Raw genomic sequence first — 22,647 nt, forward strand, 5'->3', positions numbered from 1 at the left:
GGGGAACGGGGAACGGGGAACACGAAAGTCTTTCGTGATCTGCGTCCGTACGCTTCGACACACTTTTTGTCGCAGCCAGAACTGCACGCTGGCCGGCGTCTTGGTGTTCCCCGTTCCCCGTTCCCCATTCCCCGCCTTCATCGCGCCCCCACCACATCGACCACGCGTACTTCGCCGGTCAGCCACGACACGTTGATGTGCCACTCGCGGCGGCCGCTGCGCAGGGTGACGCGTCCGCCGGTGGAACTGCCGTCGGGGAAGAAGCGGATGCGCCCGGTGTGATCGTTGGGCTGATCCTCTTTCGCGCTGGTGATGCTGACGCGCAGGCCCTTGGGCAAGGCCACGTCGTGGCGTTTCGCATCGTCGTAGCTGTTGGCGCGGGTATCGACGTCGAAGTGCTGTTCCTCGCCGCGCACGATCGCCTGCGCCCGGGTGGCGCGCAAGGCGCCGGCCAGTTCGCCGCTGGCCGCCCGCACGCGCGCACTGGCCAGCCCCTGCGTCACCGACACCGACACCGCCGCCACCGCGATGCCGATCAACAGGATCACCGCCAGCATTTCCAGCAGGGTGAAGCCTCCACTCTTGTGGAATAAGGCGCTTCTTGCATTCGTCTCCTCCCCTGCTCCGCGGGGGAGGATCAAGGAGGGGGCAGCGCGCTGCGCGCGCCCGGGATTGGGGATTCGGGACTCGGGATTCGGCAAGGTGCGCCAGCGCCGGCCGTCCGCTTTTGCGAATCCCGAATCCCGAATCCCGAATCCCGGTTTCATTGCCAGTTGCCCACGTCCTTGCTGTAGCCCTCACCGCCGGGCTTGCCGTCCTGACCGTAGAAGATCAGGTCGAAACTGCCGTTCTGCCCGGGGTACTGGTAGCCGAACGCGTGACCCCACGGATCTTTCAGCTCCGAGGCCTTGGCGTATGGCCCCTGCCAGTTCGCCGCGTTGGCCGGCTTGGTCACCAGTCCGTCGAGTTGTTGCGGCGGGGTGCCGTTGTCCAGCGCGTAGTTCTCGATCTTCTGGCTCAAGGTCATCAGCTGCGACTTGCCGGCACCGTACTTGCCCTTGTCGACGTTCCTGCCGACCTGGGTCACCACTACCGCGCCGATGATGCCGATCAGCACGATCACCGCCAGCATTTCGAGCAGGGTGAAGCCGGCGTTGGTGTCGCGTCGTCGTGGTTGTGTGTAGCGCATGGATGGACCTCGGATGGCGAAAAGGTGGAGTGTTACTGGATATTGCTGGTCAGGCTGAGCAGCGGTAGCAGGATGGCGGCCATGATGATCGCCACCAGCACGGTCATCACGATGGTCAGCGCCGGCACCAGTGCAGCCAGCAGACGATCGATCGCGCGCCTGGACTCGAGTTCGAACGTGTCGGCGACTTTCAGCAGCATGGTGTCAAGCTGGCCGGCTTCCTCGCCGACCTGCACCATCTGCATCGCCAGTCGCGGAAACAGCTTCGACTGGCCCAGCGCGAGGCTCAAGCCTGCACCGCCCTTGACCTGTTCATGCGCCGCGGCCAGCGCGGCGTCGAGTGCACGGTTGGCGGTGACCTGGCGCGCGATGCTCAACGCGCTCAGCAGCGGCACGCCATTCTTCAGCAGCGTGCCGAGGGTGCGCGCGATACGCGCGGTCTCGACCTTCAGCAGCAACGGCCCCAGCAGTCGCATCCGCAGCTGACGGGTGTGCCAGGCCTGCAGCGCCGCCGGCTCACGCAGGTGCGTCCGCCACGCAAACAGGCCACCACCGAGCAGCAGCAGGATCAGCCACCACCAGGACTGCAGCGCGTTGCCCACGGTCAGCACGGCCTGGGTGATCCACGGGATCGGCACCTGCATGTCCTCGAAGATCGGCACGAACTGCGGCACCACGTAGGCCAGCAGCAGCACCAGCGAACCGAGCACGCCGACCAGCAGGAAGGCCGGATAGATCAACGCATTGACGATGCTGCCGCGCATCGCCTGTGCGCGCTCCAGGTAATCGGCGAGCCGGCGCAGGGTTTCCTCCAGCGAACCACCCGCCTCGCCGGCGCGCACCAGGCTGACGTACAGCTTGGGGAATACACCGTGTTCCTCATCCAGCGCCGAGGACAAGGTGCTGCCGCCGCGCACGCGATCGCGCACGCGCTCGATCAGCTTCTTCGCGCTCTCGCTCTCGGGCAGGTCGAGCAGGATGCCGAGCGCGCGATCCAGCGGCTGGCCGGCACCGAGCAGGGTCGCCAGCTGATGGGTGAACTGGGCCAGCTGGTCGCCGCTGAACGGACCGCGCTTGAACCACGCCGCCAGACCGCTGCCGCCGGCCGCGCCATCGGCCGGCTGCGCCTGCAGCGGCGTGTGGCCCTGGTCCTGCAGGCGGCCGATCACTTCCTCGACGCTGGCCGCTTCCATCGTCCCCTGCAGCGTTTCGCCGGCGTCGCTGACGGCCTTGTAGCGGAACTGCGCCACCTCAGCCTTCCTGCGTCACACGCAGGACCTCTTCCAGCGTGGTGATGCCGGCCACCGCCTTGGCGATGCCGTCTTCATACATCGTGCGCATGCCCTCGGCGCGTGCCTGCTTCTCGATGTCGCCCTCGTTCGCATGCTGCATCACCAGCCGGCGCAGGGGATCGCTCATGGTCAGGAATTCCATGATCGCGCGGCGGCCGCGATAGCCGCTGGGGTTGGCCGCGCTGCTGCCGGGCTTCCACAGGCGGATCGGCCGCTCGTCGGTGTACTTGTGCAACTCGAACTGCTCGATCACTTCCGGCAGTGCCTCGTATGGGATCGCGGTTTCCGGATCGAGCCGGCGCACCAGCCGCTGCGCCAGGATGCCGTTGATGGTGGAGCCGAGCAGGTAATCCTCCACGCCCATGTCGAGCAATCGGGTGACGCCGCCGGCGGCCGAGTTGGTGTGCAACGTGGACAGCACCAGGTGGCCGGTCAGTGCGGACTGGATCGCGATGCGGCAGGTTTCCAGATCGCGCATTTCGCCGATCATGATCACATCCGGATCCTGGCGCATGATCGAACGCAGCGCACCGGAGAAATCCAGCCCGATCTGCGGCTTCACCTGGATCTGGTTGATGCCTTCGAGCTGGTATTCGACCGGATCCTCGACGGTGATGATCTTCACGTCGTTGGTGTTGATCTGGCTGAGCGCGGTGTACAGCGTGGTGGTCTTGCCGGAGCCCGTGGGGCCGGTGACCAGCAGGATGCCATGCGGCTTTTGCAGCACGTCGACGAAGCGCTGCTTGAAGCTGTCGGTGAAACCCAGCGACTCGAAATCGAACACCACCGATTCGCGATCGAGGATGCGCATCACCACCGACTCGCCGAAGCTGGTCGGCACGGTGGACACACGCAGGTCGAGTTCCTTGCCCTGCACGCGCAACTGGATGCGACCATCCTGCGGCAGCCGACGCTCGGCGATGTTCAGCCGCGCCATGATCTTCACGCGCGAGATCACCGCCGCGGTGGATGACGACGGCGGCGCCTCCACCTCATGCAATACGCCATCGATGCGATAGCGCACCTTCAACCGATTCTCGAACGGCTCGATGTGCACGTCCGACGCGCGCTGCTCGACCGCGCGCTGCAGAATCAGGTTGACCAGCCGGATCACCGGCGCCTCGGAGGCAAGGTCGCGCAGGTGCTCGACGTCCTCTTCCTCGGCGGCGCTGCCATCGAGGTTTTCCACGATGCTGCCCATCGCCGAACGGCCGCTGCCGTAATAGCGCTCGATCAGCCCGTCGATTTCCGAACGCAGGCCCACGCGCAGGGCCACCGGTCGGCCGGCGGCCAGTCGCACCGCCTGCAACGGATACGGATCGGCCGGATCGGCCACGATCAGCGCCAGGCCGTGAGTTTCATCCTGCACCGGAACCACGTGTTGCTGCTTGAGGAAACGCAGCGACAGGTCAAGGTCGGTGGGCGGCAATTCCGGCGCGTCGCGCGCGGCCAGCAGCGGCACCTGCAGCAATTCCGCCCAGCCTTCGGCCAGGTCACGCTCGGAGACCAGGCCGAGCCGGGCCATCAGCGTGGTCAGCGTGCCCTCGGTCGACTCCTCGTGCAGACGACGCGCGCGCACCAGATCGCCTTCCTTCAGGCGACCGCGAGCCACCAGCCACGCGCAGACTTCCGCCTCGCGATCCTCCACGGCCATGCCCGCCCCGCTGACCGCCGGCTCAATCACTGCCGACATCCTCCACCCCGCTCAGTGCACGCGAAACCGTCAACGCCCCCTGCAGCGAAACGGCAAACGCCATAGGTATCACATCCGGCCGGACACACGCGAATGCGCCCGGAATTCAGCCCGCATGCGTTCATCTTTGCTGCGGCCCCTCATTGTGCCGAGTTCGCAGGCGCAATGGCGGCCCAACATCTAGGAAAAATTCCTGTGGCGCATCCCGCAGCGCCAGCTTGCCTGCCCGGCGGGCAAGTTCCTGCCGAAACTGACGAGGCCGTCGCAAAGCCATCGCTCCGTGCCGGGTATCAGTGGCCTGCCACTGCGCTGTCATTCGGGGTTGCTAGGTTCCGGGGTCTGCAGTCAAACGAAGGGAGTCTCGCCATGATGTCCATGCGTCGCGCCGTTGGGATGGCGTTGTGTCTGTTCGCGGTCGCGCTACCCGCGCTGGCCTCTGATCTCACGATCAGCAATTTCCGCGTGCGCGGACCGTCCGGCGGCAACGACGAATTCGTCGAGCTGCACAATGGCTCGTCCACCGCGCTCGACGTGGGCGGCTACACCCTGCTCGGTTCCAACGCCAGCGGCACCACCGGCACGCGGGCGACGCTGCCGGCGGGCACGTCGATCGCGCCGGGCTGCTACCTGCTGCTGACCAACGGCGCCAGCAGCGGCTACTCCGGCAGCGTGAGTGGCGATGTGGTCTACAAGACCGGCATCACCGACACCGGCGGCATGGCGATTGCCGATGTCGGTGGCACGGTGCTGGACCAGGTCGGCCTCAGCGACGGTTCGGCCTACGGCGAAGGCACGCGCCTGGCATCGCTGGGCTCGACCAATGCCGACCAGTCCTATGCCCGCATCAGCGGCGCGGCCGGCCGGCTGCAGGACACCGACAACAACGCCGTGGACTTCACCCTGCAGTCGCCCTCGCTGCCGCACAACGCCGGCAGCACCTGTTCGGACCTCGGCCTGGCCGTGTCGGTGGCCGATGCCGTGATCGACGAAGGCGACAGCGGCGCCACCGCACTCACCTTCCGCCTCACCCTGAGCAGGCCGGCACCGTCGCCGATGCAGGTGCGCTTCAGCACGGCCGATGGCGCCGCCACCGTGGCCGATGGCGATTACGATGCAGTGGACAAGGTGGTGAGCTTCGCCGCCGGCGACACCGTGCAGGAAGTTGCCGTGACCGTGCACGGCGACAGCAAGATCGAACCCGACGAGGATTTCGCCGTGCGGCTGAGCGAGCCGTCCAGCGGCCTCGCGATTGCCCGCGGCGAGGCCATCGGCGGCATCCTCAACGACGATGCGGCCCAGGTCGAGATCTTCCAGATCCAGGGCAACGGCGACAGCTCGCCCTTCGTCGGCCAACCGGTGATCACCCGCAACAACATCGTCACCAGCGTCGGCCCGGCCGGCTTCACCATGCAGACGCCGGATCGCCGCGACGACCACGACCGGCTGACCTCGAACGGCGTGTACGTGTTCACCAGCAGCGCGCCACAGGTGAAGGTCGGTGATGCGGTGGACGTGCGTGCCCGCGTGGCCGAGTACCACGGCCTGACCGAACTGACCGGCGCCAGCATCACGGTGCTCAACTCGGGCAATCGCCTGCCTCTCCCGGTGCTGTTCGGTCACAACCTGCCGTCGACCGATCCGGCGCACCTGTCCTGCGGCACGACCAACTTCGAATGCTTCGAGGGCATGCGCGTGCTGATCATCAACGGCATCGTCGATCGCGGCAACCAGCGCTACGGCAACGATCCGTTCGCCGAGGTCTTCGTCAGTGCCGGCGGCATCCGTTCGTTGCGTTCGCAGGGCGTCACCTTCGGCCTGCCGGCGTCCGACATCCGGTCCGGGGTATGGGATGGCAATCCGGAGGTCTTCGAAATGGACGCCGATGCCCTGGATGCGGTGCCGGCCGGCACCGGCATCAACGGCGGCGCGCGTTTCATCGCCGAAGGCGTGATGAGCTACAGCTTCGGCGACTACGACTTCCAGCCGACCGCGCTGCACATCCTCGATGCCAACACGATGCCGCGTCCGGTGCATGACCGCCGGGGCCCGGATACGTTGCGCGTGGGCAACCTCAACATGCTGCGGCTGTGCGACACCGATGGCGGCAACAGCACCTACGAGTGCGGTGATGGCGGCACGCCGACGGCGGCGGAACTGCAGCTCAAGCTGCAACGCCTGTCCGCCTACATCGGCGGCGTGCTGAAGCTGCCCGACGTGCTCGGCGCCGAGGAGGTCGAAAGCCTGCCGGTGCTCGAACAACTGGCCACGCAGTTGAACAACGACTACGGCGTGCATTACTCCGCGCACCTGGTCGACGGCCACGATCCCAGCGGCATCGACGTGGGTCTGCTGGTACAGGACGATCGCGTGCAGATCGCCAGCGTGACCCAGCTTGGCTACGACGCCACCTGGGTGGACCCGGCTACCGGCCAGTCGGCCTACCTGCATGACCGCCCGCCGCTGCTGCTGGAAGGCACCAAGCTGGGCAGGGGCAGCTTCTCGTTCCGCCTGATGGTGGTGCATCCGAAGTCACTGATCGGCGTGGACAGCGGAGCGGACGCCACGCGCAATCGCCTCAAGCGCTTCAGCGGGGCGAAGGACATCGCACAACGCGTGCAGGCGCTGCAGACCGACGCGAAGTCCGGCTTCGAACCGCTGGTGGTGCTGGGCGACTTCAACGCCTACCCGTTCACCGATGGCTGGACCGACGTGGTGGGCGCGATCGCCGGCAGCTACGACGACAGCGCCAACCTGCTCGACCTCGGTGGCAACATCGTGAAGCCGGCGCTGTGGAACGCGGTGCAGTCGGTACCCGCCAACGACCGCTACTCGTTCCTGTTCACCCAGCAGCTGGGCGAGATCCAGGGCTACCAGCGCGCCGGCTCGTTCGACTCCGGGCGCGACGTTCCGGTGGCCCAGGTGCTCGACCAGGCGCTGCTTGATCGCCTTGCCCAGCGCTGCTTCCGCGGTTTCGAATACGGCCGCGGCAACCTCGACGCTCCCGACCAGACCCAGCACGATGCCGCAGGCGACAGCGGCATCGGCAAGGCTATCGGCGTCTCCGATCACGACGGCTTCGTGCTCGACCTGGCCTGCCCGGGCCTGGCTCACGGACGCCACTGAAGCTGCGTCGCATCACGGCAGAAGGGCCCGCCATGGAGGGCCCTTCCCTTCCCGAAGATGATGCCGCTCCGGGAGAGGCGGCGGGAGCGGTATGGATGGCCGTGACCGCCACCTCGCGCGATTGCAACGAGACCGAGCCGCAAAAGAAAACCGGCGCCACGCGGCGCCGGTTCCCGTCTTGCGTAGCGGACTCGTTTCGCCGAGCCCTTGGCCTTGCCTACCAGCCGAAGCCCACGCCCACGCCGCCCGAGGTCTCGTTGCCGCTGACCGCCGCACCGAAGGTCAGGTTGGCCTTCGGCGACAGCTGGCGCGAGTAACCGACCGACAGCGCGGCCTGGCCGCCATAGCCGCCCACGCCCACGCCCACGCGATTGGGCGAGTTGATGCCCTGCGTGCTGAACGCCATCTGCGCCATTGCCGTGCCCATCGCACCGACCTGGTTGACGCGCTTGTCCATGGCGTGGAACCGGTTGTTGGTGTCGTTGCGCAGCGAATTCACGTCGCCGGTGCTGGCGACATTGGCGAACTTCTGGTCGGTATACGCGTTGGCGCTCTGCAGGGTCTGCTGGGCGTTGGCGTCGCTGTAGTCTTTCGCGCTGACCAGGGCTTGCTGCACCTGGCCGAAGTTTGCCGCGTCGGTGACCTGGGTGCCGGCGGCCACGTTGGTGATCTGGCGGTTGTTCGCCGCCGTACCCACCGATACCGTGTTGGCGCGGTCGGCCAGCGAGCCCTGACCCAGCGCCACCGCACCCTGCGCCGTTGCCGAACTGCCCTGGCCGATCGCCGTGCCCGAGGCGGCGCTGACGGCAGCGCTCTCGCCGACCGCCACCGCATTGGTCGCCACCGCCGCGATGGTGGTGTTTGCGCCCAGCGCGGTACTGCCATCGGCATTCACCTTCGCGTTGCCACCGATCGCGGTATCGTTCGGGCCGGCCGCGTAGCTGTCGCCGCCCACGGCCGTGCCATGGTCACCGCCCACCGCTGCATTCGAGCCGATCGCCACGCCACGCGAGCCGGCCACGGCCGCGGCGTCGTCGCTGCCGTCACCCGCGGTGTCGATACTGATCGCACCCAGCTCCGCCGTGCTCTGTTGCAGGTCACCGAGCTGTCCTTCAATCGTGCCGACCCGGCCGTCCAGGGAGCTGATGGCGGCGGTATTGGTGGCAATGTCGGTGGTGTTGGTCGCGATGTCGGCAGTATTCGTCGCGATGTCCGAGGTGTTGGCGGCGATCGCCGCGGTGTTCGTCGCAATGGCAGCAGTGTTGTCGCTCACCGCCGAGCCGGTCTGCGTCACCTGCGTTTGCACCGCTTCCAGCTGCCGCAGATTCACCGCATCCGTTGCCGCGGTACCGTCCGCGACATTGGTGATCTGCCGCTCGAATCCGGCGCTGCCCACGGAAACCGTGTTGGCCCGGTCAGCCAGCGATTGCGCACCCAGCGCCACCGAGTTTTCCGCCGCCGCCTGGACCCAGGCACCGGAGCCCAGCGCGGTTCCGTTGATCGCATCGGAGCCGGCCAGCCAGCCGAGCGCGGAAGCATAGTCGGCGGTGGCATAGCTGCCCGCGCCCAGTGCCACCGCTCCGTAACCCGAAGCATCGGTGGTGAAACTGCCACCGGCGGCACTTCCGCCCAGCGCGACACTCTCGTCGCCGCTGGCGGCACTGCTCTCACCCAGCGCAACGCTGCTGGCTCCCGTGGATGCGGCAAACGCGCCGCCGGCCAGCGAATAGTCGCCACCGGCCTGCACGCCGTAGCCCATGGCAGAGGAAAGCAGACCTTGCGCCAGGCTGTACGCACCGACGGCGACGGCGCCCGAGTTGAGTGCACCGCTGTTGAAGCCCAGCGCCACCGATTGCTGGGCGGCCGCGCCGCCGTAACCATTGGAGTTCTGGCTGCCCATCGCGATGGCATAGGCGCCGGCGGCCGAGCTGTCCGCGCCAACCGCGGTCGAGCTGGTTCCCTGGGCCACCGCGTTGTTGCCCACGGCGGTGGCGGAGTCGGCACCGGTATACGCCGCACCACCCACCGAGGTGGCGCCGGCGCCAATGGCAAAGGCGCCGTTGCCGACGGCGGTGGCATTGTCACCGATGCCCGCCGCCTGGTAGCCCATGGCCATCGCGCCACGACCTTCGGCCGCCGCGATCGAGCCGAGCGCGATCGCGCCCTCGCCCTGCGCCTCGGTGGCCAGGTAATTGTTGGCCGGGTCCGGGTCACCACCACCGATCGCGATGCTGCCGCGATCGGATGCCTGCGCGTTCGCACCCAGCGCCACGCTGTTGTAGCCGTCGGCCCCGGCATTGCTGCCGCCGGCGAATGCACCCTGGCCGGTGGCGTATGCCAGCGAACCGATCGCCGTGCTGTCGGCGCCGTCGGCGCCCGCGCCCGCACCGATCGCGGTCGCGCCGAACCCGCTCGCCTCGGTGGTGTAGACCGTGCCGTCGGTATCGGTATAAGCGCCGCCCACCGCCGTCGCCGAATCCGCCGTGGCGCTGGCACTGTCGCCGACCGCCACCGTATCCACACCCAGGCCTTGCGCGCCGGCGCCCATCGCCACCGCGTAGTTGCCCTCCGCATCGGCCTGCACGCCGGCGGACAAGCTGGCCCGGCCTGCGGCGGTCGCGCTGTAGCCCAGCGCCGTGCCGAAAGCGCCGGACGCCGTACTGAAACCGCCCACCGCGGTGGCGTAGTTGTTCAATGCCCCGGCCAGCAGGCCGATGGCAAGCGACTGACCACCAAGGCTTCCGCTGTCCAGTCCGAGCGCCAGCGAGTAATTGCCGACCGCGCCGCCGTAACCGCCGCTGTCCTGCGCACCCATCGCGATGGCATAGGCGCCGGCGGCCGAGCTGTCCGCGCCAACCGCGGTCGAGCTGGTTCCCTGGGCCACCGCGTTGTTGCCCACGGCGGTGGCGGAGTCGGCACCGGTATACGCCGCACCACCCACCGAGGTGGCGCCGGCGCCAATGGCAAAGGCGCCGTTGCCGACGGCGGTGGCATTGTCACCGATGCCCGCCGCCTGGTAGCCCATGGCCATCGCGCCACGACCTTCGGCCGCCGCGATCGAGCCGAGCGCGATCGCGCCCTCGCCCTGCGCCTCGGTGGCCAGGTAATTGTTGGCCGGGTCCGGGTCACCACCACCGATCGCGATGCTGCCGCGATCGGATGCCTGCGCGTTCGCACCCAGCGCCACGCTGTTGTAGCCGTCGGCCCCGGCATTGCTGCCGCCGGCGAATGCACCCTGGCCGGTGGCGTATGCCAGCGAACCGATCGCCGTGCTGTCGGCGCCGTCGGCGCCCGCGCCCGCACCGATCGCGGTCGCGCCGAACCCGCTCGCCTCGGTGGTGTAGACCGTGCCGTCGGTATCGGTATAAGCGCCGCCCACCGCTGTCGCCGAATCCGCCGTGGCGCTGGCGTTGGAGCCGATCGCGCTGGCGTTGGCGCCATTGGCGACGGCATCCACGCCACAGGTGAATGCACCGTCACCGGTTGGCACCGCCGGCACCGTGGTGCTGACGCCATCGGTGGTATAGACGCACGAGGCGGCGGCGGTCTGCGCCTGTGCCGTCAGCGGCGCCAGTGGCAGCAGCAACGTGGCAGCCAGGGCGATACCACCGATCACTCGACGCCGCGAGCCGCCGCTGCGGCCGCGGCTGCTCGCCAGTTCGGATGCCACCACCAGCATGCCCAGCGATGCATTCCACACCTTGCTGTAGATCTTGTTCATTGCCTTCTCCCATGCTCGGCGCTGCCGCGGCGATTGTTCGCGCGACGGTGCCGGCATTGCCTTGTTCGTGGGTCATTGACTGCGATGCCCGACCCGACACACATTCGGGGCAACCATTCGCACGCCAACAGAAATGGCGAAGCGGCCAGAGGGCCGCTTCGCAATACGACTGCGATTACTTCGCGACGCTGTCGCAGGTCACGCCGACCGTGCTGAACGCAGCCGCCACATCGGCATCGCTGTAGCGGCGATCCACCGCCGCCTGCTCAACGCCGCAGGCGCCGCCGTTGAAGGTTTCCGCCGGCCCCCAGTACAACGCGTTGGCGTCGTGGAATACCTCGAAAGCCATCCGGGTATTCCAGCCGGCGGTCTTGGCCAAGGTGCAGAACGCCCGGTTGTAGACCCCGCTGGTGTAATGCACATCGAGGGCGTCGGTGTACTGGCTGGAGTTGTCGATCGAGGCTCCATCATTGCTTGGCGTGCACATGTCGCGCAGGGCCGGCATGCCAAGCAGTGGCACGGTGGCCGGCTTGACGATATCGGCACCCACCATGAAGTCGTTGCTGCCGCGGTCGAAATACTTCACCGCTTCGCCTGCCATGTCGGAGAACGCCTCGTTCATGCCGCCGGACTGGCCGATGTATTCCAGCCCCGCATGCTGCTCGGTGAAGCCGTGGCTGATCTCGTGGCCGGTGATGTCCAGCACCACGAACGGATAGAAGTACTGGTCGCCGTCGCCGAAGACCATCTCGCTGCCGTCCCAGAACGCGTTCTCGAAGTTGGTGCCGTAGTGCACCCACATGGAAAGCTGCATCGGCGAGCCGTCGCCATTGCGCAGCGGCGGCGTGCCGAACCAGCTGTTGTACATGTCGTACACGACACCACCGAAATGGTGCGCGTCGTTGATCGGCGAATAGGCGCCATTGATGGCGTCGCCGAAGCTGACCCAGGCCGCCGGATCGGATCCGGCGCAACCGAACGACCACTGCGTGACGCGCTGGCCGCCGGCCAGATTGTAGGTGGCCACTTCACCGTTCTGCAGATAGCAGACGTTGCCGATACGCTGTGCGCTGAGCCATTCGCGGCCCGGACCGGAATTGTCGTAGTGGTACAGGCCGGTCAGTTCGTTGCCGCCCGGGCCGGTGGCCGATACGGCGACCGGCTGGCTGCTGCCGCCGGGCGGACGACGACCGTCGGTCAGGCCGTCCCACTGCTTGAGGATCGCGCCGGTGTCGGCGTCGATCAGCGCGGTGGGACGCGAGGGATTGCCGTGAACATTTACCAGGTAGGACGTCTGGTACACCAGTTTCGGTGCGCCCTGGCTCTGCGGATAGACGTACAGCTTGCTCCTGGCGTTGTCGACGGGCAGGCCGGCATGACCCATCCGCGCCTGCAGCGCAGACTGCGCCTGCAGCGCGGACAGGCGCGGCAGCACCGACACCAGGCGCGCGGCGATGTCACGCTCGGCGGAGCCTTCGGCGGAAAGCACGGTTCCGCTCGCATTGCGCTCCACCACCAGGCTGCGCCCGTAGACCGGCACGCCCTTGTAGGTCTGCTGCTCGCGGGTCTTCACCGTGCCATGCGCCGTCCTGAGCTGATGTGCCGCCACGAATGCATTGCCGGTGCCGAGGCCCAATCGGCTCGCCAACGTGGATGACGCGACCCGCCCCAGCTGTCCGGCGTGGATATCGACCTGCGTCGCCGCCATGCACAACGGCATCGCGGTGGCGCCCACGGCCATGAGCAAGGCACTGGCGAGTTTCTTCTTGAGCATCTGTTTCCCCTTTGCAGACAGTTTTGCCGCAGGCCTACCCGTGGGTGCCTGCAGATCCATTGGTGGGTGTCATCCGCCATTCCCCCCAGGAACTGGCGATCCGGGCAAACTACGGGGCGCGCTTTAGCACTGTCAATCGGAATAATTCCGAGTAGTACTTCGCACGACTGGAACTCCCTGCGACAATCGTGCTTTTGCAGGCGTCACATGCAGCTGCTCGATATCGGCGCAAATCTGGGCCACGAGTCGTTCCATCACGACCTCGATGCCGTGTTGCAACGCGCACACATGCATGGGGTCGGCCGAATGATCGTCACCGGTGCCTCGCGCGAGGGCAGTACGCATGCGCTGGCGCTGGCCCGGGCGCATCCCGGCACCTTGTACGCCACCGCCGGCGTCCACCCCCATCACGCGATCGACTACGACGAGGCCACCGATACCCTGTTGCGCGAGCTGGCGCAGGAGCCCCTGGTCCGCGCGGTCGGCGAAACCGGCCTCGACTACAACCGCAACTATTCGCCGCGCGAAGTGCAGCTGCAGGTGTTCGAACGCCAGTTGCGCATCGCGGTGGATGCGGGCAAGCCGCTGTTCCTGCACCAGCGCGACGCCCACGCCGACTTCATCGCCCTGCTGCGGCGCTATCGCGACAAGATCCCGGCAGCGGTGGTGCACTGCTTCACCGATACCGGCGAGGCATTGCGCGACTACCTGGCACTGGACTGCCACATCGGCATCACCGGCTGGATCTGCGATGAGCGCCGCGGCACCCATCTGCGCGAACTGGTGCGCGAGATTCCGGCGGACCGGCTGATGATCGAGACCGATGCACCGTATCTGCTGCCGCGCACGGTACGCCCGCAACCGCCACACCGGCGCAACGAGCCGATGTACCTGAAGCACATCTGCGAGGAGATCGCCCGCGACCGTGGCGAAAGTTTCGAGGTCACGGCGGCGAACAGCACGAGGACGGCCGAGGCCTTCTTCGGGCTGCCGCCCGCCTCGTAGGGCGGGCACCGCCTGGCCCAGGTCAACAGCACCCCACCCCAACCCTTTCTGCGACCGAAGGAAGTCCCTTTAGGGGCATGCGGGAGAGGAGGCAAGGACGGGTCAGTCCGGCAGCACTCGCGTTTGACCAGGAAGCAGGCCATCCAGCGCGTGCTCGCCGATCCGCACGCGGATCAGGCGCAGGGTGGGAAAGCCGACGGCGGCGGTCATCCGCCGCACCTGGCGATTGCGTCCTTCGCGCAGGGTGAGGCTGATCCAGCTGGTCGGGATCGCCTTGCGAAAGCGCACCGGCGGCTGGCGCGGCCACAACCAGGCGGGCTCGTCGATGAGCTGCGCTTCGGCCGGCAAGGTCGGGCCATCGCTCAGGACAATGCCGCGGCAAAGCGCCTGCCGCGCCGCCTCGTCGACGCGGCCGTCGAGCTGGGCCAGGTAGGTCTTGGCCTGCTTGTGACGCGGGTCGGTCAGCTGATGCGCGAGCCGGCCGTCGTCGGTCAGCAGCAACAGCCCTTCGCTGTCCTGGTCCAGCCTTCCGGCCGCATAGACGTCTTTCTGCTGCACGAAATCGGCCAGCGTGGAGCGGCCACGATCGTCGGTGAACTGACACAGCACGCCGTACGGCTTGTTGAGGGCAATGAGCATGCGCGCAAGGGGACGGAGGGCATTAAGTAGCTACTTAATGCCCTCCGTCCCCCTTGGTGGCTGGCTTGACGAACTTCAGTGTCATCCGGTCCGACTCGCCAATGGCCAGGTACTTCGCCTTGTCCTGGTCGCCCAGGCTCAGCGTGGGCGGCAGCGTCCACACGCCCTTCGGGTGATCGCGGGTGTCCTTCGGATTGGCATTGACCTCGCTGCTGCCGTCCAGCGCGAAGCCGGCATCGATGGCCAGCTTCACCACGTAGGAGGTCGGCAGGTAGCCACTGCCCTTCACCGCATCGAGCGCGCTGCCATCAGCGGCGCGGTGGTCGACTACACCGAGCACGCCACCGGGCTTGAGCACATTGAAGAACGCCTTGAACATTGCCGGTGCCGTATCGGCCATCACCCAGTTGTGCACGTTGCGAAAGGTCAGCACCACGTCGGCCGAGGCGGGCACACCGAACTTCGGCGCGGCGCCGTCGAATTCAACGATCCGCGCGTTGCCGTAGCGCGCCGGATCGGCGGCGAATTTCCTGCGCAGCGCGCTGTCATCGCTGCGCGCCTCGCCGTCCGATGCCGGGGCTTTCTCCGCGGCAATGTAGTGCCCGTTGTCGTTCAGCAGCGGCGCCAGGATCTCGGCGTACCAGCCGCCGCCGGGGGTGATCTCGATCACCGTCTGGTCGGGCCGCACGCCGAAGAACTGCAAGGTGGCCTTGGGGTGACGGTACTCGTCGCGCGCCTTGTTGGCAGCGGATCGCCAGCTGCCGGCCAGCACGTTGTCCAGCTGCGACGCGGTGAAATCGCTGGCGCTGGTCGGCGGCACCAGTTCGTCCACCGGCTGATCCGACTCGACCGATCCGGCGTGCGTGACCTGCGCGTCGGCAAGCCCGGGCAAGACCAGCGCAGAGGTCAGCAGCAACGCTGCCGCCATGCCGACCCAGCCAGTTCTTGCCATTGCTATTGCACGAATCATCGTCGACTCCTTGGCCTGTGGGCTGGCCGGACAGATTTGAAATATCACGAAACGCATGTGCACACCCCGTGGAGCTGGCGGCAACCATCGGCAAGGAAGCCACCGCCGCCGACACCGTTCCGGGAACGACCCGAGGCCCGGCAGGGGCGTGCATGGAAACGACAAACGCCGCCAGCGTGGAGGGCTGGCGGCGCCTGCCCATTCTACGTCAGTAGTGGATGACCGAACGGATCACCTTGCCTTCGTGCATCAGCTCGAAGGCGTCGTTGATGCGTTCCAGCGGCAGCACTTCGGTGATCATTTCGTCGATCCTGATCTCGCCGGCCAGGTAGCGCTCGACGTAGCCGGGCAGCTGCGAGCGGCCCTTCACCCCGCCGAACGCCGAACCGCGCCAGACCCGACCGGTGACCAGCTGGAACGGTCGCGTGCTGATTTCCTGCCCCGCGCCGGCCACGCCGATGATGATCGACTCGCCCCAGCCCTTGTGGCAGCACTCCAGCGCCGCGCGCATCACGTGCACGTTGCCGATGCACTCGAACGAATAATCCACGCCGCCGTCGGTGAGTTCGACGATCACCTGCTGGATCGGCGTGTCCGGGTAATCCTTCGGGTTGATGAAGTCCGTTGCGCCGAGCAGTTTGGCCATCTCGAACTTGGCCGGGTTGGTGTCCACCACCACGATGCGCCCGGCCTTCGCCATCACCGCGCCCTGCACCACCGACAGACCGATGCCGCCCATGCCGAACACCGCCACCGAAGCACCCGGCTCGACCTTCGCGGTATTCAGCACCGCGCCGATGCCGGTGGTGATGCCGCAACCGAGCAGGCAGACTTTTTCCAGCGGCGCCGCCTTGTTGATCTTCGCCAGCGAGATTTCCGGCAGCACGGTGTATTCGCTGAAGGTGCTGGTGCCCATGTAATGCAGCAGCGGCTTGCCATTCAAGGAAAAACGCGAGGTGCCGTCGGGCATCAGACCCTGGCCCTGGGTGACACGGATCTTCTGGCACAGGTTGGTCTTGCCGGACAGGCAGAACTTGCACTCGCCGCATTCGGGCGTGTAAAGCGGAATCACGTGATCGCCGACCTGCAGCGAGGTCACGCCTTCGCCCACCTCCTCGACGATGCCGCCACCCTCGTGGCCGAGGATCACCGGGAACATGCCCTCCGGATCGGCACCGGACAGGGTGAACGCATCGGTGTGGCAGACGCCGGTGGCGACGATGCGCACCAGCACCTCGCCGGCCTTCGGCCCGGCCACGTCGACCTGTTCGATGGTGAGCGGCTTGCCTGCTTCCCAGGCGACGGCGGCGCGTGATTTCATGGTTCAGTTCAACTCCTTGGGGTGGGCGGAGGGCATCAAGTGGCAACTTGATGCCGCCGTCCCCCCATGGTAAACCGCATCAGTCGATCGCCGTGTCATCGGGCCGGAACGCCGACATCTGCCGCCCGTAGTCGTCCGCCTCGGCCAGCAGCCATTCGCGAAACAGCTGCAGGCCGCGATGCTCCTGCGAGCGTGGCGGATACACCAGCCAGTACGCCTCCTTGACCGCCAGGTAGCGTTCGCCCAGCACCTGCAGCCGGCCGGCGTCGATCAGCGACTTCGACGTCACCATCCGTCCCAGCGCCACGCCGAGGCCTTCCAGCGCGGCATGGCGCAGCGCATCGAGGCTGTCGAACTGGGCCACGTAACGCTTCGGTCGCATGCCGCCGCTACGGTTGAACCAGTCGTCCCATCGCGTCGACGGCGCCGGCTCGCCGAGCAGCGGCCAGCGCGACAGATCGCGGGGATCGGTGTCGCCCATCCGCGCCACCAGTTCGGGCGCGGCCACCGGCGCGATCCATTCGCCGAACAGCCGCTCGCTGTGCAGGCCGGCCCACTCGCCGCGGCCGTAGCGCAGGGCAACATCCACCGGTTCGCGCTCGAAATTCACCAGGGTCGAACCCGACTGCAGGCTGAGTTCCAGCTCCGGATGCGCGGCCACCAGCCGCGGCAGCCGCGGCACCAGCCAGCTCGACATGATGCCGGGGCTGGCGCTGAGCGTGAGCGCGTCGTGGTGGCGCGTGCGATAAGCCGCCAGCGCCTGCTCGATGCCGTCGAAATGCCCGCCGACCGCTTCCAGCAGGCGGCAGCCTTCGACGGTCAGCGTCACGCCGCGCGGACCGCGCTCGAACAGGCGCCGCTCCAGGCGTTCTTCCAGCTGGCGCATCTGGTGGCTGAGCGCACTGACGGTGAGGTTCGCCTGCGCCGCGGCACGCGACAGGTTGCCTTGCCGGGCGACCTGCACGAACTGCTGCAACAGGCCCAGCGGCAACTTTCCCATCTTGAAAATTCCTCAAGCCTGGCTTGCGAATATATCGCTTTTTGGCGGTCCACGGCGTGCGTATCTTGAGCTCTCCCCAAGCCATTAGTCCTCCCAAGGAGGCGCCCCGATGAACTCGTTGTGGAAAGATCTGCTGTTCCTGCACGGTCATCTGCTGCACAAGGAAGACCTGGACTGGCAGCCCGATGCCCCGGCCAAACCGGTGCAAGAGGGCAAGAACGTCACCCTGGCCAAACCCACCGTGCTGGCGTGCTGCGCCCACGTGTGGCCACGCATCGCGGGTCCGCGCTGAACCTCGCCCGGGCTTGAATACCGCGGATATGCAGCCACTTCGATTGCATCGCGCGCGACCTGCCGGGCCGCGCGCGGACTCTTCGTTCGCCGTCATCCGGGGTATTCCATGCAGCAGCGTCCACTCGGCCATTCGCCGCTTTCCATCGCCCCGCTCGCCTTCGGCGGCAACGTGTTCGGCTGGAGCGCCGACGAGAAGCGTTCGTTCGAACTGCTTGACGCCTTCGTCGATGCCGGCGGCAACCTGATCGACACCGCCGACGTCTATTCGGCCTGGGTGCCGGGCAACGCCGGCGGCGAGTCGGAAACCATCATCGGCAAGTGGCTAAAGAAGAGCGGCAAGCGCGACCGTGTGGTGATCGCCACCAAGGTCGCCAAATGGGCCGAGCACCCGGGCCTGTCGCCGGTGAACATCCGGCAGGCGGTGGACGGCTCGCTGCAGCGTCTGCAGATCGACTGCATCGACCTGTACCAGGCGCATGAGGACGACGCCAGCGTGCCGATGGCAGAAACCCTGGGCGCGTTCGCCCGCCTGGTCGAGGCGGGCAAGGTGCGCGTGATCGGCGCCTCCAACTTCAGCGCCGCCCGCTTCGCCGATGCGCTGGCCCTGTCCCGGCAGCATGGCCTGCCACGCTACGAAAGCCTGCAGCCCGAATACAACCTGGTCAGCCGCGCCGGTTACGAGCAGGAACTGGAGCCGCTGATCCGCCGCGAGAACATCGGCGTGATCAGCTACTACGCGCTGGCCAGCGGCTTCCTCAGCGGCAAGTACCGCAGCGCGGCGGACCTGGCCAAGAGTTCGGCCCGCGGCGGCGCGGTGCAGAAATATCTCGACCCACGCGGCCTGCAGGTGCTGGCGGCACTCGATGCGGTGGCCGCCACGCATGGCGCCACGCCGGCGCAGGTGGCGCTGGCCTGGCTGATCGCCCGGCCCGGCCTCACCGCGCCGATCGTCAGCGCGACCAGCGTGGAACAGCTGCGCGAATTGCTGGGCGCCACCGCGCTGGCCTTGAGCGACAACGAGGTCGCGCAGCTCGATCTCGCCAGCGCCTGACCTGCCGTCTGCGGCGGGTGGCTCACTCCGGCGCTTCGACCTGGTAACCCTCCGCTTGCAGCGTGGTCAGGTAGCCGTCCGGTTTCAGCAATTCGTCCATCGGCAGCAAGGCGAAAGTCTGCACGTTGCCGGCCAGCGCCTTGCGTGCTGCGGCCAGCCAGGTCGCGCGCAGCCTGGCCGGCAGGTCGTTCAAGCCCAGCGTCTGCGCAAAGCCGGCCCCTGCCACCGCCGCCACGCAGGCATCATGGCGATCACTGTCGGGCAGCTGACGCAACGCCTGCAGGTCACCGGTGGCCCACGCATTCGCGCGCGCGGCCATCGCCGGCATGTCGTGTTCGACGCTGTCCAGGGTACGGATGAAGCAGGTGGTATCGTGCGGCGCAGCCTGCTTGAAGGCCTTGATCGCGTCACGCGGATGCTCGATCACCACGCGGTATTCCACCGGTGTTTCCGCGACGCCGAAGCGCTTTGCCAGTGCGTCGATGTTCGCCCGCACCCCGCCGGAGCGACTCAGTCCGTTGGCCTTGAGTGCCTTGTGATACAGCTCCTCCGAGGCGAACAGCGGACGCCAGCGCTCGATGCCCCGATCACGGCCAAGATACTTCTGCTTGAGCACCTGCCAACGCGCGTACACCGCTGGCGGAAGTACTTCCTGCAAGGTCCGGCCATCGTCGTTCTTGCGCGCGCTGTAGGCCGAGGGCAGCAGGAACAGCTTTCCAAAGAAGCCCACGCGGGCGTCGAGCTTGAGCGAGGGTGCCAGCAGCACCTGCTGCGACGCGCCGATCACCTGCTCCATCTCCTGCGATTGCCACTGCATGTCGCGCGGCACCGGCGACAGCGTGCCGAGCACCCACAGCACATGGGCACCCTTGCTCACCTTCCACAATCCCGGACCCGGCTGCACGCCGCTGACCACCACCGCCGGCAGGTCGGCCACCTGCGCCGGCACCGGCGCGGTCGGCACGGCCACCGACTGCGCGAACGCCGGCGCACAGGCGATCAACAGCAGCGAACCCATCCTTCGCCAGACACGCATCGTGAATCACTCCGTTGCCAGATCATGTGGTCGCCGTGGTCGACCGTTCCGTCCACGCAATGAAGTCGGGGCGCCGATCGGCGCCCCGCTTCTTTCGCGAACGAACTTCAGTGCCTCACTTGGACAGTTGCGCCAGCGCCGCGTTCAATGTGGCACTGGGACGCATCGCCTGGCCGACCTTGGCCAGGTCGGGGTGGTAGTAGCCACCGATCTCGACGCTGTGGCCCTGAACCTCGGCAAGCTCGGCGACGATCTTCGCCTCGTTGTCGGTCAGGGCCTTGGCCAGCGGTGCGAATTTCGCCTTCAACGCGGCATTCACGTCCTGCGCGGCCAGCGCCTGGGCCCAGTACATGGCGAGGTAGAAGTGGCTGCCGCGGTTGTCGATGCCGCCGACCTTGCGCGAGGGTGACTTGTCGGTGTCGAGGAACTTGCCATTGGCCTGGTCCAGCGTCTTGGCCAGCACATCCACCTCGGCGTTGCCGTAACGACTGCCGAGGTGTTCGAGCGAGGCGGCCAGCGCCAGAAATTCACCAAGCGAATCCCAGCGCAGGTAGTTCTCTTCCAGGAACTGCTGCACGTGCTTGGGCGCGGAGCCGCCGGCGCCGGTCTCGAACAGGCCGCCGCCGGCCATCAGCGGCACGATCGAGAGCATCTTCGCGCTGGTGCCCAGTTCCATGATCGGGAACAGGTCGGTGAGGTAGTCGCGCAGCACGTTGCCGGTGACCGAGATGGTGTCCAGGCCCTGGCGGATGCGCTGCAGCGAGAACTTCGTGGCTGCCACCGGATCCATGATGCGGATGTCCAGCCCGCTGATGTCGTAAGCCTTGAGGTAGCGCTCGACCTTGGCGATCACCTGCGCGTCGTGCGCGCGCTGCGGGTCGAGCCAGAACACCGCCGGGGTATGCCGCGCGCGGCCGACCGCCAGCTTCACCCAGTCCTGGATCGGCGCATCCTTGGTCTGGCACATGCGCCAGATGTCGCCGGCCTCCACCTCATGCTGCAGCAGCACCGTGCCGGCGTCATCGATCACCTTGACCGTGCCGTCGCCGGCGATCTGGAAGGTCTTGTCGTGCGAGCCGTATTCCTCGGCCGCCTGCGCCATCAGGCCCACGTTCGGCACGCTGCCCATGGTGGCCGGGTCGAACGCGCCATGCGCCTTGCAGTCTTCGATGGTTGCCTGGTACACGCCGGCGTAGCTGCGATCGGGGATCACCGCCTTGATGTCCTGCAGTTCGCCCTTGGCGTTCCACATCTTGCCGGAGTCGCGGATCATCGCCGGCATCGAGGCGTCGATGATCACGTCGCTGGGCACGTGCAGGTTGGTGATGCCCTTGTCGGAGTTGACCATCGCCACGCCGGGACGCTGCGCATATTCGGCGTCGAGGTCGGCCTTGATCGCCGCCTGCGCCGCTTCCGGCAACGAGCCCAGGCGCGAATACAGGTCGCCGATGCCGTTGTTCGGATTGAAGCCGACCTGCTTCAGCGCGTCGGCATGCTTCGCCAGCACGTCCTTGTAGAACTCGCCCACCACCACGCCGAACATGATCGGGTCGGAGACCTTCATCATGGTGGCTTTCAGGTGCAGCGAGAACAGCACGCCGCGCTGCCTGGCGTCGGCAATCTGCGTATCGATGAAGGCAGCCAGCGCCCTGCGGCTCATCACCGACGCGTCGATGATCTCGCCGGCCAGCAGCGCGGTCTTCGGTTTCAGCACGCTGTGGCTGCCGTCCTTGCCGAACCATTCGATGCTGACATTGCCGGCCTGCTCGACCACGTTGGATTTCTCGCTGCCGTAGAAATCGCCGCCGTCCATGTGCGCCACGTGGGTCTGCGAGTCCTTGCTCCACGCGCCCATCTTGTGCGGATGCTTGCGCGCATAGTTCTTCACCGACACCGGCGCGCGGCGATCCGAATTGCCTTCGCGCAGCACCGGGTTCACCGCGCTGCCCTTGACCCGGTCGTAGCGTGCCTTGATGTCTTTCTCGTCGGCGTCCTTCGGCTCGTCCGGATAGTCCGGCAGCGCATAGCCCTGGCCCTGCAATTCCCTGATCGCGGCTTTCAGCTGCGGCATCGAGGCACTGATGTTCGGCAGCTTGATGATGTTCGCTTCCGGCGTGGTGGCCAGCTGGCCCAGCTCGGCCAGGTCGTCGGCAATGCGCTGGCCCTGCTGCAGCCGCTCGGGAAACAGCGCGATGATGCGAGCGGCCAGCGAGATGTCGCGCGTCTCCAGCCGGATGCCCGCGGTGCCGGCGAATGCCGCCACGATCGGCAGCAGCGATTGCGTGGCCAGGAATGGCGCTTCATCGGTCAGCGTGTAGATGATCTTGGGCGTGTTGGACATGGCGAGCGGGGATTCCCTGGCGAGGGCGGCATAACCGCAGAAGAGGACTGCCCATTGTCGCGCGAATGCCCGTTGCCGGCCACCGCGCACGGCGCGCGAACCCCGCGCCATGCCAGAATGCGCCGGCCATCACGGTCGCACCAGCCGCTCGAGGTGCCCGGCTTGAATCCAGATCAACAACCATGACAAGGAAGCACC

Annotated in this window: 16 protein-coding genes and 2 pseudogenes; 4 read left to right on the forward strand and 14 right to left on the reverse strand. The window is 67.1% G+C overall.

Annotation, left to right across the window (positions count from 1 at the left end; all coding sequences use genetic code 11):
• Window positions 1-137: 137 nt before the first annotated feature.
• The 4 genes from ACQGNJ_RS01250 to gspE form a co-directional block, all read right to left on the reverse strand.
• Window positions 138-638, reverse strand: coding sequence for a GspH/FimT family pseudopilin (locus ACQGNJ_RS01250; protein WP_426687432.1), 501 nt, complete (start codon window positions 636-638; stop codon window positions 138-140).
• 125 nt (window positions 639-763) lie between these two features.
• The gene (gspG, locus tag ACQGNJ_RS01255; protein WP_426687411.1) at window positions 764-1,189 is read right to left on the reverse strand and encodes a type II secretion system major pseudopilin GspG; all 426 of its coding nucleotides are present in this window, start codon (window positions 1,187-1,189) and stop codon (window positions 764-766) included.
• Window positions 1,190-1,221: 32 nt separating this feature from the next.
• Window positions 1,222-2,439, reverse strand: coding sequence for a type II secretion system inner membrane protein GspF (gene gspF, locus ACQGNJ_RS01260; RefSeq protein ID WP_426687412.1), 1,218 nt, complete (start codon window positions 2,437-2,439; stop codon window positions 1,222-1,224).
• 1 nt (window position 2,440) lies between these two features.
• Window positions 2,441-4,174 carry a type II secretion system ATPase GspE gene (gene gspE / locus ACQGNJ_RS01265; protein ID WP_426687413.1) on the reverse strand — a complete coding sequence of 578 codons (1,734 nt, stop codon included), beginning with the start codon at window positions 4,172-4,174 and terminating at the stop codon, window positions 2,441-2,443.
• A gap of 366 nt (window positions 4,175-4,540) precedes the next feature.
• Between gspE and ACQGNJ_RS01270 the strand changes: the two genes are divergently transcribed.
• Window positions 4,541-7,297, forward strand: a complete 2,757-nt coding sequence (locus ACQGNJ_RS01270) for a Calx-beta domain-containing protein (protein ID WP_426687414.1) — start codon at window positions 4,541-4,543, stop codon at window positions 7,295-7,297.
• A 217-nt stretch (window positions 7,298-7,514) separates the two neighbouring features.
• On the opposite strand, the gene ACQGNJ_RS01275 is transcribed toward ACQGNJ_RS01270, so the two are convergent.
• From ACQGNJ_RS01275 to ACQGNJ_RS01290, 4 genes and pseudogenes are all read right to left on the reverse strand, one after another.
• Window positions 7,515-7,754 (reverse strand): YadA-like family protein, encoded by a 240-nt coding sequence (locus ACQGNJ_RS01275; RefSeq protein ID WP_426687433.1) that lies wholly within the window; start codon window positions 7,752-7,754, stop codon window positions 7,515-7,517.
• A gap of 117 nt (window positions 7,755-7,871) precedes the next feature.
• Window positions 7,872-8,351 (reverse strand): annotated as a pseudogene (locus tag ACQGNJ_RS01280) (YadA family autotransporter adhesin); the annotation flags it as partial.
• Window positions 8,352-8,558: 207 nt separating this feature from the next.
• A pseudogene (locus tag ACQGNJ_RS01285) lies at window positions 8,559-11,075 on the reverse strand (ESPR-type extended signal peptide-containing protein); the annotation flags it as partial.
• A 118-nt stretch (window positions 11,076-11,193) separates the two neighbouring features.
• Window positions 11,194-12,792, reverse strand: coding sequence for a M4 family metallopeptidase (locus tag ACQGNJ_RS01290; RefSeq protein WP_426687415.1), 1,599 nt, complete (start codon window positions 12,790-12,792; stop codon window positions 11,194-11,196).
• A gap of 207 nt (window positions 12,793-12,999) precedes the next feature.
• Here ACQGNJ_RS01290 and ACQGNJ_RS01295 point away from each other — a divergent pair, with 207 nt between their 5' ends.
• Window positions 13,000-13,797: a TatD family hydrolase gene (locus ACQGNJ_RS01295; RefSeq protein WP_426687416.1), complete on the forward strand. Its 798-nt coding sequence runs from the start codon at window positions 13,000-13,002 to the stop codon at window positions 13,795-13,797.
• Between the two features lie 102 nt (window positions 13,798-13,899).
• On the opposite strand, the gene ACQGNJ_RS01300 is transcribed toward ACQGNJ_RS01295, so the two are convergent.
• The 4 genes from ACQGNJ_RS01300 to ACQGNJ_RS01315 all read right to left on the reverse strand — a co-directional run bounded on the left by ACQGNJ_RS01300 (window position 13,900) and on the right by ACQGNJ_RS01315 (window position 17,727).
• A complete protein-coding gene (locus tag ACQGNJ_RS01300) occupies window positions 13,900-14,436 on the reverse strand; it encodes a pseudouridine synthase (protein WP_426687417.1) in 537 nt (178 codons plus the stop codon).
• 34 nt (window positions 14,437-14,470) lie between these two features.
• Window positions 14,471-15,406, reverse strand: coding sequence for a class I SAM-dependent methyltransferase (locus ACQGNJ_RS01305; protein WP_426687418.1), 936 nt, complete (start codon window positions 15,404-15,406; stop codon window positions 14,471-14,473).
• A 208-nt stretch (window positions 15,407-15,614) separates the two neighbouring features.
• Complete coding sequence (locus ACQGNJ_RS01310; RefSeq protein WP_426687419.1) at window positions 15,615-16,727, reverse strand: S-(hydroxymethyl)glutathione dehydrogenase/class III alcohol dehydrogenase; 1,113 nt, start codon at window positions 16,725-16,727, stop codon at window positions 15,615-15,617.
• A gap of 79 nt (window positions 16,728-16,806) precedes the next feature.
• Window positions 16,807-17,727: a LysR substrate-binding domain-containing protein gene (locus tag ACQGNJ_RS01315; RefSeq protein ID WP_426687420.1), complete on the reverse strand. Its 921-nt coding sequence runs from the start codon at window positions 17,725-17,727 to the stop codon at window positions 16,807-16,809.
• A gap of 109 nt (window positions 17,728-17,836) precedes the next feature.
• Between ACQGNJ_RS01315 and ACQGNJ_RS01320 the strand changes: the two genes are divergently transcribed.
• On the forward strand, window positions 17,837-18,019 hold the full coding sequence (locus ACQGNJ_RS01320) for a hypothetical protein (RefSeq protein ID WP_426687421.1): 183 nt from the start codon (window positions 17,837-17,839) through the stop codon (window positions 18,017-18,019).
• 108 nt (window positions 18,020-18,127) lie between these two features.
• Entirely contained in the window at window positions 18,128-19,072 is a 945-nt protein-coding gene (locus tag ACQGNJ_RS01325) for an aldo/keto reductase (protein WP_426687422.1), read from the forward strand.
• A 22-nt stretch (window positions 19,073-19,094) separates the two neighbouring features.
• Here the strand turns inward: ACQGNJ_RS01325 and ACQGNJ_RS01330 are convergent, their stop codons facing one another.
• A complete protein-coding gene (locus ACQGNJ_RS01330) occupies window positions 19,095-20,108 on the reverse strand; it encodes a TraB/GumN family protein (RefSeq protein WP_426687423.1) in 1,014 nt (337 codons plus the stop codon).
• Between the two features lie 115 nt (window positions 20,109-20,223).
• The gene (locus ACQGNJ_RS01335; protein WP_426687424.1) at window positions 20,224-22,449 is read right to left on the reverse strand and encodes an NADP-dependent isocitrate dehydrogenase; all 2,226 of its coding nucleotides are present in this window, start codon (window positions 22,447-22,449) and stop codon (window positions 20,224-20,226) included.
• Window positions 22,450-22,647 lie beyond the last annotated feature (198 nt).

This window comes from Rhodanobacter ginsengiterrae, from assembly GCF_050026815.1.
Taxonomy (GTDB): Bacteria; Pseudomonadota; Gammaproteobacteria; order Xanthomonadales; family Rhodanobacteraceae; genus Rhodanobacter; species Rhodanobacter ginsengiterrae.

Coding starts and splice junctions, on each gene's coding strand:
- ACQGNJ_RS01305 (WP_426687418.1), bottom strand. CDS start 15,406: ATGATTCGTGCAATAGCAATGGCAAGAACTGGCTGGGTCGGCATGGCG.
- ACQGNJ_RS01290 (WP_426687415.1), bottom strand. CDS start 12,792: ATGCTCAAGAAGAAACTCGCCAGTGCCTTGCTCATGGCCGTGGGCGCC.
- ACQGNJ_RS01315 (WP_426687420.1), bottom strand. CDS start 17,727: ATGGGAAAGTTGCCGCTGGGCCTGTTGCAGCAGTTCGTGCAGGTCGCC.
- ACQGNJ_RS01300 (WP_426687417.1), bottom strand. CDS start 14,436: ATGCTCATTGCCCTCAACAAGCCGTACGGCGTGCTGTGTCAGTTCACC.
- ACQGNJ_RS01320 (WP_426687421.1), top strand. CDS start 17,837: ATGAACTCGTTGTGGAAAGATCTGCTGTTCCTGCACGGTCATCTGCTG.
- gspE (WP_426687413.1), bottom strand. CDS start 4,174: ATGTCGGCAGTGATTGAGCCGGCGGTCAGCGGGGCGGGCATGGCCGTG.
- ACQGNJ_RS01275 (WP_426687433.1), bottom strand. CDS start 7,754: ATGGACAAGCGCGTCAACCAGGTCGGTGCGATGGGCACGGCAATGGCG.
- gspG (WP_426687411.1), bottom strand. CDS start 1,189: ATGCGCTACACACAACCACGACGACGCGACACCAACGCCGGCTTCACC.
- ACQGNJ_RS01270 (WP_426687414.1), top strand. CDS start 4,541: ATGATGTCCATGCGTCGCGCCGTTGGGATGGCGTTGTGTCTGTTCGCG.
- ACQGNJ_RS01325 (WP_426687422.1), top strand. CDS start 18,128: ATGCAGCAGCGTCCACTCGGCCATTCGCCGCTTTCCATCGCCCCGCTC.
- ACQGNJ_RS01295 (WP_426687416.1), top strand. CDS start 13,000: ATGCAGCTGCTCGATATCGGCGCAAATCTGGGCCACGAGTCGTTCCAT.
- ACQGNJ_RS01335 (WP_426687424.1), bottom strand. CDS start 22,449: ATGTCCAACACGCCCAAGATCATCTACACGCTGACCGATGAAGCGCCA.
- ACQGNJ_RS01330 (WP_426687423.1), bottom strand. CDS start 20,108: ATGCGTGTCTGGCGAAGGATGGGTTCGCTGCTGTTGATCGCCTGTGCG.
- ACQGNJ_RS01310 (WP_426687419.1), bottom strand. CDS start 16,727: ATGAAATCACGCGCCGCCGTCGCCTGGGAAGCAGGCAAGCCGCTCACC.